Consider the following 19,791-nt stretch of genomic DNA (forward strand, 5'->3'; position numbering starts at 1 on the left):
AATATCTTAATCCAGTTTTGATAACCAAGACCACCGTGTATAGTGTGGTTGGAATTAGTGCTAGTTCAAACACTTGGTTGCAGTGGACTTAGCCCCTAAATGGTTATTTATGTTTAAAAGAGATAACAAGCCAATATAGATAATACCATGTTTTCTCAAAAAGAAAGTCATGTTTTTTTTATATTTCCAAATAATTAGTTAGTTTATACCTTGGGTGATACTTTTCAAAAGTACCTAGTAAATTATGGTAAAAATGCTGAATTGTTGCCAATTAGGGAATAGCGATCGCTCCGCCAATGCCAAGGGCGATCGCAGGTTTTTCCGGGCTACTGTGTCACCAATATTTTTGACAGCACTGTGCTTAACTACTACCTGCGCTACCAACGCCCAGGAGTCGCCGAAAACCATCAAATCAATACCCAGGTTAACCTCACAGTCACCTGCATCTCCTTTAACAAGTGTGGCATTCTCTGGTAATCAAGTTTCCCTCAATGGGCGTATCTTACCAGGAACTTGGTTGCAGCGACCTGGAAAATCTGGTCAAATAACAACTCATCTCAGTGACGGGACATTCAGGCAATTAATGGGAGTAAATTTCTTAAATAGTAGTAATTGGGCGAGGCAACCAATACAGTGGTTTTCATCGGTGACAAAGCCAGTGGTTTTAGCCACCAGGCTACTAGGAGCATATCGCTATCTGGATATTACTAATTTTGCTCAAACAGCCGGCTGGCAAATCCAAGTCAGTGGCAACACCTTGGTAATTGCTACCCCAAAAGCGCAAGTGACAAATATTATTCAGAGCCAGCAACCTTCAGACGCGAGTGTTACTCCTTTACAACAGGCTCGGATTCTTGTCGATTTAGATCGTCCAACTCCCTGGCAAGTTACAGAAGGGTTAGCGATCGCAAAACCTCAAACTCCATCCTCTGATTCAAACACACTAACTCCCAAATCTACTGTACCGCCAAATCGAGAGTGGACAGTTACCCTGGATGGAATAGCCGATCCTGTTTTGATAGAACGCTATACCCCCCAGCTACCACCAGCACCACCAACATTGCTGCAAAACCTACTCAAACAATTATCACCAGCACCAGCACTAGCACCAGCCCCTGAACCACTGATTCAACATGTAGAGGTGGTGAAAAACCAAACGATTATTAGTCTGAGCGTTCCCTTTGGTTTATCGCCTCAAGTTAGTACTGTAGCTAACCCCAATCGCCTCATTATCGATATTCGACCCGATCCTTTAGAAGAACGGGATATTACTTGGGCGCCAGGATTGCGCTGGCGACAGCATTATGTAAACTTAGGCACAGACCGCTTTCCTGTGGTTTGGTTAGAAGTTAATCCCCGCAAATTTGGGCTAACGTTGAAACCTATGTGGGCTAGTCCTAATGGGCTTGCGGGTACTGCTACCTTAATTCAAACAGCACAACGTTACTTAGCAGTAGCTGGGATTAATGGTGGTTATTTTAACCGTAATAACAGATTGCCATTGGGTGCGATTCGTCGGGATAGTCAGTGGTTATCAGGCCCCATTCTTAACCGGGGTGCGATCGCTTGGAATGATTCTGGCCAATTTTACTTCGGTCGTCTCACCTTAGAAGAAACTTTAATCACAGCAAATAACCAGCGCTTACCAATTCTGTTCCTCAACAGTGGTTACGTCCAGAGTGGCATTGCTCGTTACACCCCAGCTTGGGGATTAACTTACACGCCCCTGACAGACAACGAAATTATCCTAGTGGTACAGAAAGACCAAATTACTGAACAGTTACCAGGCGACAAAGTAGGTGGTATGGCGGTTCCCATTCCCCAGGATGGCTACCTGCTAACTTTACGCGCTAACGCTGCTAGTGCAGCCTCACAACTACCTATTGGAAGCGCAGTAAGTATTTCCAGCGTCACGGCTCCAGCTGATTTTAGTCGTTATCCCCAGATTATTGGAGCGGGTCCGCTATTAGTCCAAAACCGTCAAATTGTCCTTGATGCCAAAGGCGAAAAATTCAGCAATGCCTTTATTGCCGAAAAAGCTATTCGTAGCGGTATTTGCACAACGGCAACAGGCACACTGATGATTACTGCCACACATAATCGTGTCGGCGGTTATGGGCCTAATTTGGCAGAACATGCCCAATTGATGCAACTCATGGGCTGTGTGGATGCCCTGAATTTGGACGGTGGTAGTTCTACCAGCCTTTATTTAGGAGGGCAACTACTCGACCGCTCGCCTAGTACTGCCGCTCGTGTTCATAACGGAATTGGTATTTTCCTGCAACCACGTTAACAATTCAAAATTCAAAAATAATAGGACTTACGCATTAATAATTAGGGAATAGAGAAGTCTCTTAATTACCAATGCCCAATGCCCAATGCCCAATGCCCAATGCCCAATGCCCAATGCCCAATGCCCAATGCCTAATGCCCAATCCCCAATGCCCAATCCCCCATCCTTTTTTAAAGTTTAGAACAAGCTGCCATTTTGCTTGATGAAGACTTGGTATAGACATAGTAGTTTTAGTAGTGATGATTTACACCATAAGGTTTGATTTTGCTATGTTTATTACGGTGCGACAAAATTGCTGATTTTCAAGGTTGCAAGATAGCGCCAAAATTTTTATCAATAGTAAAGAGTACGAACGGTTTGTTATGGCTCCAAATGAGGTAACTATGGCTCGATATCAAGAAACTACACACACTGAGACTCTACACCTACCTCCAGCTATCACTTCCAGAGGTGTTGCTGCAACAGAGTTACGTCCTTGGGGTGCTTTTACAGTTTTGGAAGAAGGGCGCGGATACAAAATCAAGCGCATCGAAGTTAAGCCCGGACACCGCCTCAGTCTACAAATGCACCACCACCGCAGCGAACATTGGATCGTTGTCTCTGGTACAGCTAGGGTAACTTGTGGTGAGCGAGAAGTACTACTGAGCAATAATGAGTCAACCTATGTACCTCAATGTACATCTCATCGTTTAGAGAATCCTGGCGTGATCCCCTTGGTGTTGATTGAAGTGCAAAATGGCGAATACTTGGGAGAAGATGATATTATTCGCTACCAAGATGACTATGCTCGTACCAAGGATTAAAACTATCTAAAGGCTTTAATCCCAAAACTGAATAGATACATTTTTGTGCAAACCCTCTTTGGTAAACACTGCACACCAGAAGTCCCTACCTAGTTAAGGTGGGGACTGAAGCATACATATTAGTGCTATATGCTATAAATGTAGTAATAGGGATCGCGCTCATGGGTTCGGTGATTTGGTACAGGGAGATAGCAAGGGTTAACCCATCTGTAAAATGAAGATCGGGTATTCAATTGCAAAAAACGAGTTCCATGATTCATCTGAGTCCAGCAGCCGCGACTGAGATTGGGCGAATAAAGTCCAAGCAGCAACCAAACGTCTTGTTTAGATTGGCAGTAAAACCAGGTGGTTGTTGTGGGTTCTTTTATGATATGTCCTTCGATAAAGCAATAAAAGTTGGCGACCAGGTTTTCGACTTGGATGAGATTCAAGTAGTCATAGATGCCGCAAGCTTAAATTACCTCAACGGTTTGAGGGTTGATTATTCAGAAGACTTAATGGGTGGTGGTTTTCGCTTCCACAACCCCCAGGCGATCGCTACCTGTAGCTGTGGCAATTCCTTCTCCTTGAGTCATTAGTCATTGGTCAAACAATTGATAAACAACAATTGACATAAAACAGTAAAAAACGATATAATCAGGATTTGTTAAAACTTAGACCATAAGCAGCTTTACGCGCTGTAACTCATGCCAACAATACAGCAGCTAATACGAAATGAGCGCGAACAAGCGCGTCAGAAAACCAAGTCCCCGGCTCTGAAACAATGTCCCCAACGTCGGGGAGTTTGTACCAGAGTATACACGACCACACCAAAAAAGCCTAACTCAGCCCTACGCAAAGTAGCAAGAGTCAGACTTACCTCTGGATTTGAAGTCACAGCTTACATTCCAGGCATTGGTCACAACTTACAAGAACACTCAGTTGTGATGATTCGTGGCGGTCGGGTTAAGGATCTACCAGGCGTGAGATACCACATTATCCGTGGCACCCTAGATACAGCCGGAGTCAAAGACCGCAAGCAAGGCCGTTCCAAGTATGGAACCAAACGTCCCAAAGAAGCGAAAAAATAGGATTAGACGATTAATCGCATCCAACACGATTAATCGTCTGCCTTAAAAGCGCCCAAGGACAAAAAATGATTACCGCCTGTGTTCTAACAGCAGTTATCAAGGCTGCCAAGGTCTGTTTCAAAAAATCAAGCAAGCTATACCTACACTAAGCGAGCAAGTCTAGAAGTTCTGAGGAGAACGCTGTAACCCACAGCAAAATTCTCATCTGGACATTAAAGTTTATAATCTTGTTGCCTTGAGTATTTAGTTGCAGGTAGCAAGTCATACAATTTTAGATTTGCGATTTTGGATTTACCCGACCCAAAAGGGAATAGGGCTTAAAGATTCTCGATTTTTGATTTGTTCTAACCGCAAGGGTAGGGGCATATAACGAAAACGCTTAATCCAAAATCCAAAATTGGCAGTCAATAGGTCAGCCTCGCTGCAACAGCCGAAGAAAATTGAGGAAGTCTGAGGGTTGGGTTCCACCACTTTTAGTTTCCGGTGTCTGATAGCATATAATTTCGTTGCCAATTCCGAATTAAAGGTGAAGTATGTCTCGTCGTGGTGTTATTCAAAGGCGCCCAGTTCCGTCTGATTCCGTATATAACAGTCGCCTTGTGAGCATGATTATCAGGCGGATCATGCGTCATGGCAAGAAATCGCTTGCCGCACGGATTGTTTATGATGCATTGAAAACTATTGAGGAACGCACTGGTAGCGCTGCCTTAGAAACCTTTGAAAGAGCGGTGCGAAATGCCACGCCTTTAGTAGAAGTAAAAGCTCGGCGAGTTGGCGGAGCAACCTACCAAGTACCAATGGAAGTGCGTACAGAACGTGGCACTACCCTAGCACTGCGTTGGTTAGTGCAATATTCCCGGTCTAGACCAGGCCGCACAATGGCAAGCAAATTGGCAAATGAGTTAATGGATGCTGCCAACGAAACTGGAAATGCCATTCGCAAACGGGAAGAAACGCACCGGATGGCGGAAGCTAACAAAGCATTTGCACACTATCGTTACTAAGTAGAAAAGCGATATATCGCCCTCCCGAAGCGGTATATCGTAGATTTACAAAAAAAGGCGGTTTTCCGCAAAAGTATAGAATCTTAACAAAGAGTAATATACAAGATATCATGAGGCAAAAACTATAGGAGGTAATTGTGGCACGCACGATCCCGCTAGCGAAAGTACGCAACATCGGTATTGCGGCGCATATAGATGCGGGCAAAACAACAACAACAGAGAGAATATTGTTTTACTCTGGAATAATTCATAAAATTGGCGAAGTTCACGAAGGAACTGCCGTCACAGACTGGATGGAGCAGGAGCGGGAGCGGGGAATTACCATTACTGCGGCTGCTATCAGTACCAGTTGGAAAGATCATCAAATTAACATTATCGATACTCCGGGTCACGTAGACTTCACAATTGAAGTTGAGCGTTCCATGCGCGTGTTAGATGGTGTAATCGCAGTATTTTGTTCTGTGGGCGGCGTGCAACCGCAGTCTGAGACAGTGTGGCGGCAAGCAGACCGCTACAAAGTTCCTCGGATCGCCTTTATCAACAAGATGGATCGCACTGGAGCAAACTTCTATAAAGTTCACGAGCAAATGCGCGATCGCTTGCGGGCGAATGCGATCGCTATTCAATTACCAATTGGTAGTGAAACCGAATTCCAAGGGATCATCGACTTGGTACATCGACGTGCGTATATTTACGCAAATGACCAAGGAACCGATATTCAGGAAACGGATATCCCCGCGGAATTGCAAGCGCAGGTAGATGAATACCGCGTCAAGCTAGTCGAAGCAGTGGCAGAAACTGATGACACTCTAATGGCTAAGTACTTCGAGGGCGAAGAACTGACAGCAGACGAAATCGCTCTTGGTCTGCGTAAAGGCACAGTTGCTGGCACAATCGTACCAGTACTTTGTGGCTCGGCATTCAAAAACAAAGGCGTGCAATTGATGCTGGATGCCGTTGTCGATTATCTGCCATCGCCAAGTGAAGTGCCACCAATTCAAGGCTTACTGCCGAATGGCGATAGCGTTGAACGACGGGCTGATGACAACGAACCCCTAGCGGCTCTGGCATTCAAGATTATGGCTGACCCTTATGGTCGCCTGACATTTGTTCGCGTTTATTCTGGTGTGTTGAAAAAGGGTAGCTACGTCCTCAACGCTAGTAAGAATAAAAAAGAACGGATTTCCCGCTTAGTTCTGATGAAAGCAGATGACCGACAAGATGTCGATGAACTGCGAGCGGGTGATTTGGGAGCAGCCCTGGGATTGAAAGACACCTTGACAGGTGACACGATCTGTGAAGAAGGATCGCCAGTAATTCTGGAATCCCTATTCATTCCTGAGCCTGTAATTTCGGTGGCGGTTGAACCCAAAACCAAGAATGACATGGATAAACTATCCAAGGCTCTGCAATCTCTTTCGGAAGAAGACCCCACCTTCCGTGTCCGCGTCGATCCGGAAACAAACCAAACCGTGATCGCGGGGATGGGAGAGCTACACCTAGAAATTCTAGTAGACCGGATGTTACGAGAATTCAAGGTGGAAGCGAATGTTGGTGCGCCGCAAGTAGCTTACCGGGAAACAATTCGGAAAGCTGTGAACAAAGTTGAGGGCAAATTCATCCGCCAAAGTGGTGGTAAAGGTCAATACGGTCACGTTGTGATCAATTTGGAGCCTGGAGAACCCGGTAGTGGTTTTGAATTCGTCTCCAAAATTGTCGGCGGTACAGTACCTAAAGAGTACATCAACCCAGCCGAACAAGGAATGAAAGAAAGCTGCGAATCCGGTGTTGTCGCGGGATATCCGTTGATTGACGTCAAAGCGACGCTAATTGATGGGTCATATCACGATGTAGACTCTTCGGAAATGGCTTTCAAAATCGCTGGCTCAATGGCGATGAAAGAGGCTGTGCTGAAAGCTTCACCCGTCCTCTTAGAGCCTATGATGAAAGTTGAGGTTGAAGTTCCCGAAGACTATATCGGGAATGTCATTGGCGACCTGATTGCCCGACGGGGGCAGATTGAAAGCCAAAGCACTGAACAAGGACTCGCTAAGGTGACATCCAAAGTCCCACTGGCGACCATGTTTGGCTACGCTACTGATATCCGGTCGAAGACCCAAGGTCGGGGCATCTTCTCAATGGAGTTTAGTCGCTACGAAGAAGTACCTCGCAACGTGGCTGAGGCAATCATTGCTAAAGGCAAAGGGAACGCTTAGTTAAAATAAGGAAATGAGCATTCATGGCACGCGCAAAGTTTGAAAGGAATAAACCCCACATCAATATCGGTACCATTGGCCACGTTGACCACGGTAAAACCACGTTAACAGCAGCCATTACCATGACCTTGGCAGCTATGGGTCAAGCTATAGCTAAGGGTTACGACCAAATCGATAACGCGCCAGAAGAAAAGGCGCGGGGTATTACCATCAATACCGCTCACGTTGAGTATGAAACTGCTAGTCGGCACTATGCTCACGTAGACTGCCCTGGACACGCTGACTATGTGAAGAACATGATCACCGGCGCTGCCCAGATGGATGGTGGCATCCTCGTAGTAGCTGCTACCGATGGACCGATGCCCCAAACCCGCGAACACATCCTGTTGGCAAAACAGGTCGGTGTTCCCAGTCTGGTTGTCTTCTTGAACAAGGAAGACTTGATGGATGACCCAGAACTCCTAGAACTAGTGGAACTAGAACTTCGAGAATTGCTTACCAGCTACGATTTCCCTGGCGACGATATCCCCATTATCAAAGGATCTGGTCTGCAAGCTCTGGAAGTAATGGCCAAGAATCCCAAGACCAAACGGGGTGAAAATCCTTGGGTAGACAAAATCTACGAATTGATGGACGCTGTAGATTCTTTCATCCCCACCCCTGAGCGGGATGTTGATAAGCCCTTCCTGATGGCTGTAGAAGACGTATTCTCAATTACAGGTCGTGGTACTGTCGCCACCGGTCGGATTGAACGGGGTATAGTCAAAGTTGGCGATAACGTTGAACTAGTTGGTATCAGAGATACTCGCGCCACTACCGTAACTGGTATTGAAATGTTCAAGAAAAGTCTTGACCAAGGTATGGCTGGGGACAACGCTGGCGTACTCCTCCGGGGTATTCAGAAGGCTGATATTGAACGGGGGATGGTAATCGCCAAACCAGGTTCAATTAAACCTCACATTCAATTTGAAGGTGAAGTATACGTTTTAACAGAAAAAGAAGGTGGTCGTAAGACTCCATTTTTCTCCGGCTACCGTCCCCAGTTCTACGTGCGGACAACCGACGTAACTGGTACGATCAAAGCCTTCACCTCTGATGATGGCAGCGAAGCCGAAATGGTCATGCCAGGCGATCGCATTAAAATGACAGTAGAATTGATCAACGCGATCGCTATTGAACAAGGAATGCGCTTCGCTATCCGCGAAGGTGGCCGCACTATCGGTGCTGGTGTCGTCTCCAAAATTTTGAAGTAGCACCTTTTTGCTCATAACGAAGGAGCAGAGATGGTATTTATTATGCCTCTCTGCTCCTTTCTCTTCCCTCTATAAATAAAGTAATAGGTTACAGGGGACAGGTGATAGTTTTCTGTAACCTATAAGCTGTAACCTTTACCCTCTAACTACTCCCCTAATTACGCAGAACCTGGAAAATTAAAGATGGCAACTCTACAGCAGCAGAAAATTAGAATTCGCTTACAAGCCTTTGACCGCCGCCTATTAGATACATCTTGCGAGAAGATTGTAGACACAGCTAACCGCACCAACGCTACAGCTATAGGCCCAATTCCTTTACCAACAAAACGCCGGATCTATTGTGTGCTGCGATCGCCTCACGTAGATAAAGATTCACGGGAACACTTTGAAACCCGTACTCATCGCCGGATTATTGACATTTATCAGCCCTCTTCTAAGACTATCGATGCCCTGATGAAATTGGATCTACCATCGGGTGTAGATATCGAAGTCAAACTTTAATTGGTCATTGGTCATTGGTCATTGGTCATTGGTCAATAAACAAATGACAAATGACAAATGTGATTAGTATGAATATTTACATCGCCCTGAAGAAATATATCTCAGGGCTTTTATTTAGCTCGGAAACAAATGATAGAATGTAGACAAAGTACGGGAAAAGCAGAGAAAAATTATTTTTTAAGATTAAGTTTATACCAAGGTAACAATGACATCATCTTCTAAAATTGCAGTTCGTGAACTACCTCTGTTCCCGTTACCCGAAGTAGTTCTATTTCCTACAAGGCCATTGCCCCTGCACATCTTTGAATTTCGCTACCGAATCATGATGAACACGATTTTGGAAAGCGATCGCAGGTTCGGTGTTTTGATGTTCGATCCTGTTAAAGGCACAATTGCAAACACTGGTTGTTGTGCGGAAATCGTTCATCACCAGCGACTCCCAGATGATCGGATCAAGATGTTGACTCTAGGGCAGCAAAGATTTCGTGTATTAGAGTATGTTCGTGAAAAGCCATACCGTGTTGGCTTAGTGGAGTGGATTGAAGACCAAGCGCCGACTAAAGATTTGCGGCCTTTGTCTTCTGAAGTAGAACAACTACTTCGAGATGTTGTGCGTTTGTCAGCCAAATTAACCGAACAAAATATCGAACTGCCAGAAGATTTGCCTGACCTACCAACAGAGCTATCTTATTGGGTAGCCAGTAATCTTTACGGTGTCGCCGCAGAGCAGCAGTTATTGCTAGAAATGCAAGATACTTCAACTCGTCTAGAGCGGGAAGCAGAAATTTTAACTTCTACTCGGAATCACTTGGCAGCTCGCGCTGTTCTCAAAGATACATTTAATCAAAAGTGAGCAGTTAGGAGTTAGGAGTTAGGAGTTAGGAGTTAGGAAAAAATAACACAAAATAAAAAATTGATAACTTATAATTTATAGTCCCTAACTGATAACTGATAACTCTTAATTCCTAACTGATAACTCCTAATTTATCAAGTAACAGGACTGATCGGCAAAACATTGTAAACGCCAAGAATTTTTAAAATTTCTGTGTGGATAGTTAATTCTGCTAAAGCAGATTGCATTTGTGCTTCCTTGGCATCCGCTTCTAAATCCATGAAAAACAAGTATTCGCCTAGCGATCGCTTCGTCGGACGAGATTCAATCCGGCTAAGATTAATCCCTAACTGAGCAAATATTTGCAAAGGTTTGACCAATGCTCCGGGTGCATTAGCAGGCATACTAAAAGCTAGGGATGTATAGCTGGCTGGCACTTTTGATATCTGGTATCCGGTGTCCGCTTCACCCTGACTTACTACCCAAAAACGAGTAAAGTTTTCTGGAGAGTCGTTAATGTTACTAGCAAGTATGGGCAATTTGTAGAGTTGAGCAGCTCTACTAGAAGCGATCGCTGCTGTTGTTGTGTCTTGCTCCAATCGCTGTAGTGCTTCGGTTGTAGAATTGCTGGGAATAATCTGTACAGTCGGCAGAAACCGCTCTAACCATCGCTGACATTGTGCCAAAGCTTGCGGGTGAGAGTAAACAGTTTTTATATTATCTAAGCTAGACGCGCAGGAAATTAAAGTATGAGCAATGGGTAATACCAAAGCCAACTGAATTCGCAAACTGTCCAACTGCCAAAGTGTATCCAGTGTTGTGGTAACACTCCCTTCAATAGAATTTTCCACTGGCACAACAGCCAAGTGGGCTTGACCATCAGTAACGGCGTGCAGTGATTGGGAGATGGTGGGATATGGACATAACGTCGCTTCAACTCCCGTACTTTTGCTCAACCAGTTGACATAAAAAACAGCTGCTTGTTCTGTGTAAGTGCCGGGAGGCCCTAAATGTGCGATCGATAAAGTCATGGTGTTTATTAGTTATCTGTTCAATTTATAGACTATATCGTGGCTAAACCCAGCCTTTCTTTATTGATCGAGAATATTGGTTGAACTTGATTCATTTGATTGCGTACCGCTCTTTTAGGTAGCGTAATTATACAGTTTGTCACTGTTCAATGGTGTGGAGGCTTGACTGAGTAGAGCAAATGTACTAATTTGATTTCAGTGGTTGTTTAAGTGAGAAGTAAATATTATGAAGTTCTCCTACACAATTCTCTATGTAAAGGATGTTGCCCAGTCGGTCGCTTTTTACGAAAAGGCGTTCGGACTAAAACAGCAATTTATTCACGAGAGCAAACAATACGCTGAGATGGAAACGGGTGGAACAACTCTCGCTTTTGCCTCAAATGAACTTGCAAAATCTTACCTTCCCCAGGGATTCCAAGAAAACAGTCTGTCAAATCTACCTGCTGGTATTGAGGTTGGTTTTTTAACAGACGATATAGCAGCAGCTTTATCGCGTGCCATAAAAGCTGGTGCTGTGGTTGTTGTAGATGCCAAAGTTAAGCCTTGGGGACAAACAGTGGCTTATGTCCGTGATTTAGATGGGATTCTTATTGAAATTGGTAGCCCAATGTAAACTAAATTAAAAAAATAAACACAAGAAATTAATCAATAATAGAAGTATCAAACAATTACTTCCTTCAATTCATGGCTACCAAGTTTACTGCCTCACAATCAGTGGAAATTGCTGTTCCAGAGCAGCCTATTCCCATTCAGCACTACTTGCGTCAGCCTCAGCGTTTGGTTAAAACTTTAGTTGACAATAGCCGGATTCAGCAGCTTTCTGAGGAAGTATTTCGCTTGAAAATGCGTCCGCTAACTTTTATGTCACTAAGTATTCAACCTACTGTAGACATGAGAGTGTGGGCGGAATCAAATGGAGTTATTTATTTGCGATCGCTAGGCTGTGAAATCCTCGGTTTCGAGTATATTAACCAGCGCTTTGCTCTCAATTTAAAAGGGCATTTGTCTCCTCAAGAGTTTAGCACTGGCACTCGCCTGCAAGGAAAAGCTGATTTAGAAGTGCTGGTGGATTTTCCACCGCCATTTTCCTTCACTCCTAAGCCGATTTTAGAAGCTACTGGCAATGGTTTGCTCAAAAGCGTGCTGTTGTCGGTCAAGCAACGGTTATTAAATCAACTTTTGGCGGATTACCGCTATTGGGTGGTATCACAAACCAAAGATAGAGGACTTGACGGTGACAGTAGTGAATTACCAATCCTGAATGTTGAGTAATTATTTAACGTATCGCGGAAGTCCCCACGCTCAACTCTTAGTAGGGTGGGGATAGGGAGTGGGTGATTTCTCTGGTAGGATAATTAGGTCTTGACTATCAATGCCATAAGCGAAAACCAAGCTAATAGGTATATGTTACAAGAAAAAAATTGGGTCTTGGGAACCAGGACTCCTGCCTTTGGAGGGAATGTCAGACCAATGAACTACGGAGTTCTGGAGGCTGTTCCTGATGAATTGGGAAGCCCCGTCCGTCTATAGGTTGGGGTAGTTCACTCACTCAGCGTTCGGTACTTTGATTTGGCAAGGACGAAAAGACTGACGATGCAGGGGCGAAGACCCGTATTGTTGCAAAGCCAGCAAATGCTGCTGGCTACCATAACCCTTGTTACACTCCAGGTTGTACATAGGGTATTTTAATGCTAGACGCAGTACCAGTTCGTCACGCCAAACCTTAGCGACAATACTAGCAGAGGCAATAGCGAGCGATCGCTCGTCCCCTTTGACTATTGTTTGTTGCGGCAGTAGTAAGTCTTTGATTGGCTGATTACCGTCAATCAAGCAAAGTGCAGGCTGTACCTTTAACTTCAGCACAGCCCGCTTCATTGCTAACAGCGTCGCTTGCAAAATATTTATCTTGTCAATTTCGGCACTAGAAGCAAACCCAATTTTCCAATCTATAGCCAGCCCAGAAATTTGTTGCGCTAGCTGAGTTCTACGAGAACTAGACAACTTTTTACTGTCTTTAATTTTAGCTGCCATCAGTATTGGCAAAGCATGATCTGGTAGAATCACTGCTGCCGCCACCACGGGGCCAAATAGAGCGCCTCGCCCGACTTCATCCACACCTGCAACCAACCCTGGAATCCCTGACAAGGTAGAAAACTCCAGCCAACTGGATTGTTTTAAGGGTGTTGGCGATGTTTCTACCATAAAACAAATTAATTATCCTCGATCGCGGAGGAACGACGGCGGCGACGACGGCTGGCAGTAGCGGCGCTGTTCGCGTCACTTTCATCTGCGATCGCGTTGGCGGCAAAGGTGCTGTTCAAATCGCTTTCATCTGCGATCGCGTTGGCGGAGGCTTTCGCAGACAAGCGTCCCGAAGGGTTTGCAGTCAGATCCGATGCTTGGGTTGTCTCTTCTATCAAAGATTTTTGTTCTGGTTCAATAACTTTAGGTATTGGTAACTTGGTTGCAATTACTTCAGGTGTTGCTTTTTGGACAACAGTTGATTCTGAGGTTGATTCAGTTGAGGTTGTCGGCTGTTGACCGGGCTGAATCACATTAATAATCACAGACTTGGTATTTTTAACCTCTTGCTCTAACTTCACCAAGGGAGATATTCCCATCAAGGCAAACATATCCTGTTCCTGGAGGCTCATTTCTACAGTCCTAATGTCCGGTGGTTCTACCACAGGTTTGATTGGCTCTGCCTTGATAACTTTAATGCGCTCTACTCTTTCACTCCAACCTGGTTTACCAAGGGTGGGTGAGGGGATCTCTGGTGCAACTCCTAGTTCTGGTTCCACATCAAGGTCTAAGTCTGGCTCGTTCACAAAAGCCAGGGGATTGGCAACAGGGCGAGCTTCATCTTTCCCATTTAACCCATTAATGCCAATTCGACTGCGGCGAGTGCGGGTACGACGTTTATTATCAAGTTCTTGATAACTAGGATGATTGATCAGATTTAGGTTACTCAATTCCGAGTCGCCGTCAAATGCTTCCCCAAATCCATCATAGGTTTCTCGTGGTTCCGGGATGCGGGCAGATGGCTGACGTGGTTCTCGGTGAGGCAGGGAGACAAAACGCTCGCGCTCTGGTGTATCTGATAGTATTGGCAATCGGTTTTCAATTTCTCCAGGGAGACGCACAGTATGTCCTAAACCGCCACAGGTAGGACAAGTTTCACCAAATAATTCGTAAATGTTTTGACCCTGACGCTTCCGGGTCAGTTCTACTAAACCCAGTTCGGTAAGTTGAGCAATCTGAGGACGAGCTTTGTCTGCTTTGAGTCCTTTATTAAAGTGTTCGAGAACTTGCAGTTGGTCACGTCGTGATTCCATATCAATAAAATCAACGACGATTACCCCGGCGATATTCCGCAGACGCAACTGACGAGCAATTTCTGTTGCAGCTTCGCAGTTTGTCCACAAAACTGTTTCTCTAGCTGTTGCCGATCGCGTAAAGGAACCTGAGTTAACATCGATTACGGTTAATGCCTCAGTCGGCTCTATGATGACGTAGCCTCCAGAAGGTAGGTCTACTCTCGGTTTTAGGGCTTCTCTAATGGCGGCAGTAATGCGGAAGTACTCTAAAATTGGGGAGCGATCGCGGTGATGGTCAATCAACAATCCCTGCGGTGTTTGACCTCCACTCCAATTCTGCAAGTACTGCTTTACGCGCTTCAAACCAGTACTAGAATCCACGACAATCCGATTCACATCCGCGCCGTACATATCTCGCAATACGCGCTGAATGAAGTCATCATCCCGGTTGAGTAGTGCTGGGGCCCGGGTGGACTGCGCTTCTAGCTGGATGGTCTCCCATTGCTTTTGCAGCACCTCCAAATCTTCCATAATCGCTTCTTCGGGTTTGCCTTCGGCTTCTGTACGCACGAGCAAACCCATTCCCGCCGGTTTGACCAAAATCGCCAGCGCCCGCAAGCGGTTGCGCTCACTTTCACTTTTAATCCGTCGGGATAAATTTACGCCCCTACCATAGGGCATCAATACTACGTAGCGTCCGGGTAAGGTGATATTACCCGTGAGCCTGGGACCTTTTGTCCCCGTTGGCTCTTTCATTACTTGCACCAAAACTTTCTGCTGTGGTGCTAGTAGTTCTGTAATTGCTGCTGCGGTACGCTTTAGCTTCAATGGACCTAAGTCGGTGACGTGAATAAAACCGTTACGCTCTGGGTCGCCAATATTCACAAAAGCCGCATCTATCCCAGGCAATACGTTTTCTACTACTCCTAAGTAGATATCACCTATTTGATGATGACCCGTAGCAACAACGAGTTCCTGTATTTGATCTTCAGAAAAAACCGCAGCAATTTGGTGCTGCTCCGCGATGATAATTTGTTTTGGCATTCAATTTCCTCAAAAACTGGCAGCACCAATAGGTATGGAGGTTTGTTATACCTTTGTTGTCCCTACAACCCTCTAAAGGCGCTACTGGTAATAAAAATCGCAAATCTGAGCTTCTAAATTAAATAGCTATTGGCGCTCTTAAGAGCGTTTACCCGGCTGCGTATTGTTTCAGCAATTAAATCAACAGTCCGTGATTGATTCGTGATCCAATACGCTCAATCAAGAGAGTTCTGAGTTGAAAGTTCTAAATCCTGAGTTAGCTTTTAACCCAGGACGCTTGATTTGAGAGTAACCTACTGAAGTCGTTAAGAAAAAGAAACTATTTCTATTTTCCATTCCCCGGATTTATCCTTAGGGTTATACTCAGCAACGCCAGCTGCGACCCTGCCTTCAGCTGCCCTAGCCTGGGGCAAGCCGCCCTTTGCGCGTCTGTAAACGTCTACAAGTCGGCATAACCGACGGCAGTCGCTTCAACTCTAGAAAAGTAATGCACTAGCTCTTGGGCACTACTGTAGATTAGACATTCAGCAATTGTTTAAAAAGCATGGATTTAGAGAAGCTAACCGAGCCTGCTGTTAGTCACTGATTCACAAGGTAGCTATAGAGAGAGTGTTCTTTAATCTGCTTTTTGTTTATCTGGGATAAAATCCTAGATGTTGCACTCTAATATGTATGCTTTCGCCCCCTGAATACCAGGGTAGTGAACCAGCTAATTCAATGCAGCGCCAGAAAATTTCTCTTCACACCATTCTAACGCAACCTTGCTAAAAATCAATTCCGACGATATGCCATGTTAGGACAACTACTAGCAAGCTGCCCTACAGGGATTATATCCCTAAAATTAGCCGATTGCGGTGGATGTGCAGGAGTTGAAATTCTACACTAGCCACTGTCTCTAGCATAAACAGGATTTGTTCGGGACGCAACAGCAAACCGTCCTGGCGATAGCTACCTAGATAACGGATCATCACAGATGAGATAGATTCTGCAATGCTTTTATGGGTTTCTACTAATTCCAGTTCAAATAAGCGCTCGCGCAGATTTATTAACTGGCTCTTGCCTGACTTTGTTATTTGCTCGTACCAGAGTTCTTCTTTGGCTTTGATTAGATCAATCCAGTTTTGCCATTGTATAGGTGTTGTTTCTTCCAGTACCGCTATAGTAATCAAATACTCTGCGGCCTCCAGCAGTTGGGTAGCGGCACTACCTTTTAAATCTATCTGCTCTACATGATATATAGGTATGTCTGTGGGCATTTCACGAGCCAACTGTTCTCGAAAAGTATCAACTTCTACTGGCACAGTTAACTCAAAATCTACTATTTCACCACTACTAGTAGCCCCTAAAGCCAAAGCAGTTGCTACAGAAATTCGCGGCATGGGGTGAAACCCACCAGTGAAAGCGATTGGCAAGCTTGCTCGTCGCACAACTCGGTCAAACAGACGGATTAAATCTAGGTGGCTGATCAAAGCCATATTACCCTGTTTCCCAAACCAAACTCGCATTCGTTGTGCCTTAGTTGGATTGGGGACAAACTCGCCAGCGAATTTGGGAATAGTGGGTGATTCAATCACAACGTTATGGCCAAAGTCGGTGCCACAGACGCCACAGTGAGAACAACCTTCAAAAGAGCAGTCGGGTACAATTGCAGCTGCTAAGGCGCGTTGCAAGTCTTCTTTGAGCCACTTTTTATCAATCCCGGTATCAATATGATCCCAAGGAAGGGGTATATCGAGGGAGTGGGGAAGGTGGGGTTCCCTCTGGGGATAAGGGGTAATGGGGAGAGAGGCGATTAATCGCGTCTGTACAGGAGTGAGGTATTGGGTATTTTCCCCATCTGCCGATCTCTTGTGATCTTGTGCGTGAAACAAATTCCATTCGCCATTTTCTACTTGGCGGTATTTCCAATCTAGACCGGCTTGGGCGATCGCAGATCCCCAAGCACTAAAAGCTTGATCTAAATTTTCATACCAGGAATCCATACCTGCACCCAATTCCCAGGCACGGCGGACTACCTTGCCCAAATTGCGATCGCCTCTTCCCACAAAATCTTCCATTGCCGAAATGCGGACATCGGTAAAATTTACCTTCACTCCCTTTATCCGGCGGAATTCTTGCCGCAAGAGGTTTTGTTTGCGCTTAAATTCAGTGGTAGAGACTGAGTGCCACTGGAATGGTGTATGCGGTTTGGGTGTAAAGTTAGAAATTGTCAGGTTAAAGTTTAGGGGTTTTCTGCCTTTACCTCGACATTCGCGCTGTAACCAGCTGACAGTTTCCGCAATGCCTAAAACGTCAGTATCCGTCTCACCCGGCAAGCCAATCATAAAATACAACTTGATTTTATCCCAGCCTTGCTCCCAAGCCGTTTTCACCCCCCGCAACAATTCTTCATTCGTCAAACCCTTATTCACGATGTCTCGCATTCGCTGAGTTCCAGCTTCAGGAGCAAAAGTCAGTCCACCTTGGCGCGTACCTCCAAGGATGTTGGCAATATTCTCATCAAATCTGTCTACCCGTTGGCTTGGTAGAGTCAGAGAAATGTTTTCATTTTTTAAGCGATTTTTGATTTCCATCCCCACTGCTGGTAGGGACAAATAATCAGAACAACTCAAAGATAGGAGGGAAAACTCATTGTAACCAGTTGCCCGCATTCCCTGTTCAATTGCTTCTACCACCTGATCGGGTTCTACATCCCGTGCGGGCCGAGTCAGCATTCCTGGTTGACAGAAGCGACAGCCACGAGTGCAACCACGCCGAATCTCAATGGTTAAGCGGTCATGCACCGTTTCTACGTAGGGAACTAACCCAATGGAATATGCTGGTATGGGAGTTGCAACCCGTCGCAAAATTCGTTTTGGCACGTCTGGGCGACGCGGATGAACCGAGCCATCCTCTGCCATGTCGTAAAATTGGGGGACATATACGCCTGGTATCTGTGCCAAATCCAGTAATAGATTTTCCCGACTCAATCCTGCTTGTTTGCCTTCTTCCAATACCAAACCAATTTCTGGCAGTAGTTCCTCTCCATCTCCAAGGGCGAAAAAGTCGAAGAAGTCCGCATAAGGCTCAGGATTCGATGTCGCTGTTTGCCCACCAGCAAAAATCAAGGGAAACTGGGACTGGGGACTAGTAGATTCTTCCCCTGCTTTTTGGCGTTCTCGCCACGTCAAGGGAATTCCAGCCAAATCCAACATTTCGAGGATATTAGTTGCACCCAGTTCGTAACTGAGGCTAAAACCTAAAATGTCGAATTCTCTAAGCGATCGCTTTGACTCTACCGCAAACAATGGCGTATTAGTTTCGCGTAGTTTGGCTGCCAGGTCTTGTCCTGGGAGGTAGGCGCGATCGCACAATTGACGCGGTTGGGCATTCAAAATGTTATAGAGGATGATATGCCCTAAATTGGATGCACCGACTTCATATACTTCTGGGTATGTTAAGACCCAGCGTATTGCTGTCGTATCCCAAGGTTTGTGTACTGCTAAACGCTCATTACCCAGGTAACGCGCTGGTTTTAAAATATCCGATGTTATTAATCTTTCAACTGCAACAGCCACTGTGCTATCTTCTAGCTACCTTAATTACAGCTACTCAAACCCAACTTTAGCATTGAATTAGGTCTTTTAACAGAATTTATCGTTGCAACTTACAACTCCTTTACATAAAGTCCACTTATGATCCGAACCTTTGAGCTTTTATATGAAGTTATGTTGCATCCAATTCAACTTCACTATCCAATATTTCAAACACCCTGTCGAGTTGCGTTAGTTCAAAAATAATTCTAATTGACGGAGTAACAGCGCAAAGTCGGAAACCCCGTCCTAAAGCGAGAGCTAGCTTGTGTGTAGATAACAATGCCATCAACCCCGCGCTGTCTAAGGATTCTACTGCTACTAGGTCTACTACCAAGATAGAAATACCATTTTGTGCCAAGGCTGTAGTCATATCTCGTTCAAACTCCAAGGCGTTTGTAGCATTCAAACAGCCTTGGGGGCGAATAACTGCAATCTTGGGATAGTTAAGCACTGCCTGCATAGTTACATCCTATTAAGAATTGTTGAAGCGTCAAGTCAAGGATTATTTGAACATAAACTCTATTTTGTTGCATCGGCCATATGTCTTAGCTCTCTTTGCTAAATCTTTATTACTTTAGTATCTCTGTTTAAAGATTGTTATAATTCCAGATCAAAATGTGCTTATATATACTTTTTTTTTATGGCAGTTCCAAAACAATCAACTATAGACAGCCTAATTAGCAGACAACTCATCAGTAACTATGCTAAGAAAACTTACTTAGTCTATAACTAAAGCTAATTTAGCTAAGTCTTAACGGGAAGTTAAATCTCCCACTTTAGCCTTGCTGATGACATACCACAGAGTTATGGGGCATTATCTATTAACTAATTAAAATGTGATTTATATCACTA

17 protein-coding genes are annotated in these 19,791 nt (G+C 44.9%); 11 read left to right on the forward strand and 6 right to left on the reverse strand.

Going from position 1 to position 19,791, the window contains the following annotated elements:
• The first annotated feature begins 244 nt into the window (after window positions 1-244).
• Complete coding sequence (locus V7K36_RS08810; protein WP_442948449.1) at window positions 245-2,293, forward strand: phosphodiester glycosidase family protein; 2,049 nt, start codon at window positions 245-247, stop codon at window positions 2,291-2,293.
• Window positions 2,294-2,354: 61 nt separating this feature from the next.
• Here the strand turns inward: V7K36_RS08810 and V7K36_RS08815 are convergent, their stop codons facing one another.
• A complete protein-coding gene (locus V7K36_RS08815) occupies window positions 2,355-2,516 on the reverse strand; it encodes a hypothetical protein (RefSeq protein ID WP_335114929.1) in 162 nt (53 codons plus the stop codon).
• Between the two features lie 160 nt (window positions 2,517-2,676).
• Between V7K36_RS08815 and V7K36_RS08820 the strand changes: the two genes are divergently transcribed.
• The 8 genes from V7K36_RS08820 (at window position 2,677) to V7K36_RS08855 (ending at window position 9,993) form a co-directional block, all read left to right on the forward strand.
• A complete protein-coding gene (locus V7K36_RS08820; protein ID WP_335114931.1) occupies window positions 2,677-3,096 on the forward strand; it encodes a cupin domain-containing protein in 420 nt (139 codons plus the stop codon).
• Between the two features lie 251 nt (window positions 3,097-3,347).
• Window positions 3,348-3,674 (forward strand): HesB/IscA family protein, encoded by a 327-nt coding sequence (locus V7K36_RS08825; RefSeq protein ID WP_335114933.1) that lies wholly within the window; start codon window positions 3,348-3,350, stop codon window positions 3,672-3,674.
• Window positions 3,675-3,782: 108 nt separating this feature from the next.
• Entirely contained in the window at window positions 3,783-4,166 is a 384-nt protein-coding gene (gene rpsL, locus V7K36_RS08830) for a 30S ribosomal protein S12 (protein WP_012410236.1), read from the forward strand.
• 533 nt (window positions 4,167-4,699) lie between these two features.
• Window positions 4,700-5,170, forward strand: a complete 471-nt coding sequence (gene rpsG, locus V7K36_RS08835) for a 30S ribosomal protein S7 (protein WP_292831101.1) — start codon at window positions 4,700-4,702, stop codon at window positions 5,168-5,170.
• Window positions 5,171-5,307: 137 nt separating this feature from the next.
• The gene (gene fusA / locus V7K36_RS08840; protein WP_335114936.1) at window positions 5,308-7,386 is read left to right on the forward strand and encodes an elongation factor G; all 2,079 of its coding nucleotides are present in this window, start codon (window positions 5,308-5,310) and stop codon (window positions 7,384-7,386) included.
• 23 nt (window positions 7,387-7,409) lie between these two features.
• Window positions 7,410-8,639 carry an elongation factor Tu gene (gene tuf, locus V7K36_RS08845; RefSeq protein ID WP_334824644.1) on the forward strand — a complete coding sequence of 410 codons (1,230 nt, stop codon included), beginning with the start codon at window positions 7,410-7,412 and terminating at the stop codon, window positions 8,637-8,639.
• 183 nt (window positions 8,640-8,822) lie between these two features.
• Window positions 8,823-9,140 (forward strand): 30S ribosomal protein S10, encoded by a 318-nt coding sequence (gene rpsJ, locus V7K36_RS08850; protein ID WP_008232935.1) that lies wholly within the window; start codon window positions 8,823-8,825, stop codon window positions 9,138-9,140.
• A 205-nt stretch (window positions 9,141-9,345) separates the two neighbouring features.
• Window positions 9,346-9,993: an LON peptidase substrate-binding domain-containing protein gene (locus V7K36_RS08855; protein ID WP_292796955.1), complete on the forward strand. Its 648-nt coding sequence runs from the start codon at window positions 9,346-9,348 to the stop codon at window positions 9,991-9,993.
• Between the two features lie 134 nt (window positions 9,994-10,127).
• Here V7K36_RS08855 and pheA read toward each other — a convergent pair whose 3' ends face one another.
• Window positions 10,128-11,003: a prephenate dehydratase gene (gene pheA / locus V7K36_RS08860; protein WP_335114938.1), complete on the reverse strand. Its 876-nt coding sequence runs from the start codon at window positions 11,001-11,003 to the stop codon at window positions 10,128-10,130.
• Between the two features lie 226 nt (window positions 11,004-11,229).
• Between pheA and V7K36_RS08865 the strand changes: the two genes are divergently transcribed.
• Window positions 11,230-11,616, forward strand: coding sequence for a VOC family protein (locus V7K36_RS08865; protein WP_335114939.1), 387 nt, complete (start codon window positions 11,230-11,232; stop codon window positions 11,614-11,616).
• A 71-nt stretch (window positions 11,617-11,687) separates the two neighbouring features.
• The gene (locus tag V7K36_RS08870; RefSeq protein WP_335114941.1) at window positions 11,688-12,275 is read left to right on the forward strand and encodes a DUF1997 domain-containing protein; all 588 of its coding nucleotides are present in this window, start codon (window positions 11,688-11,690) and stop codon (window positions 12,273-12,275) included.
• A gap of 273 nt (window positions 12,276-12,548) precedes the next feature.
• On the opposite strand, the gene V7K36_RS08875 is transcribed toward V7K36_RS08870, so the two are convergent.
• The 4 genes from V7K36_RS08875 to V7K36_RS08890 all read right to left on the reverse strand — a co-directional run bounded on the left by V7K36_RS08875 (window position 12,549) and on the right by V7K36_RS08890 (window position 19,399).
• On the reverse strand, window positions 12,549-13,205 hold the full coding sequence (locus V7K36_RS08875) for a ribonuclease HII (RefSeq protein ID WP_335114943.1): 657 nt from the start codon (window positions 13,203-13,205) through the stop codon (window positions 12,549-12,551).
• Between the two features lie 8 nt (window positions 13,206-13,213).
• The gene (locus V7K36_RS08880; protein WP_335114945.1) at window positions 13,214-15,364 is read right to left on the reverse strand and encodes an Rne/Rng family ribonuclease; all 2,151 of its coding nucleotides are present in this window, start codon (window positions 15,362-15,364) and stop codon (window positions 13,214-13,216) included.
• A gap of 827 nt (window positions 15,365-16,191) precedes the next feature.
• Window positions 16,192-18,921: a TIGR03960 family B12-binding radical SAM protein gene (locus V7K36_RS08885; protein ID WP_335114947.1), complete on the reverse strand. Its 2,730-nt coding sequence runs from the start codon at window positions 18,919-18,921 to the stop codon at window positions 16,192-16,194.
• 148 nt (window positions 18,922-19,069) lie between these two features.
• Window positions 19,070-19,399 (reverse strand): STAS domain-containing protein, encoded by a 330-nt coding sequence (locus tag V7K36_RS08890; RefSeq protein ID WP_335114949.1) that lies wholly within the window; start codon window positions 19,397-19,399, stop codon window positions 19,070-19,072.
• Window positions 19,400-19,791 lie beyond the last annotated feature (392 nt).

The organism is Nostoc sp. (assembly GCF_036919555.1).
GTDB lineage: Bacteria > Cyanobacteriota > Cyanobacteriia > Cyanobacteriales > Nostocaceae > Nostoc.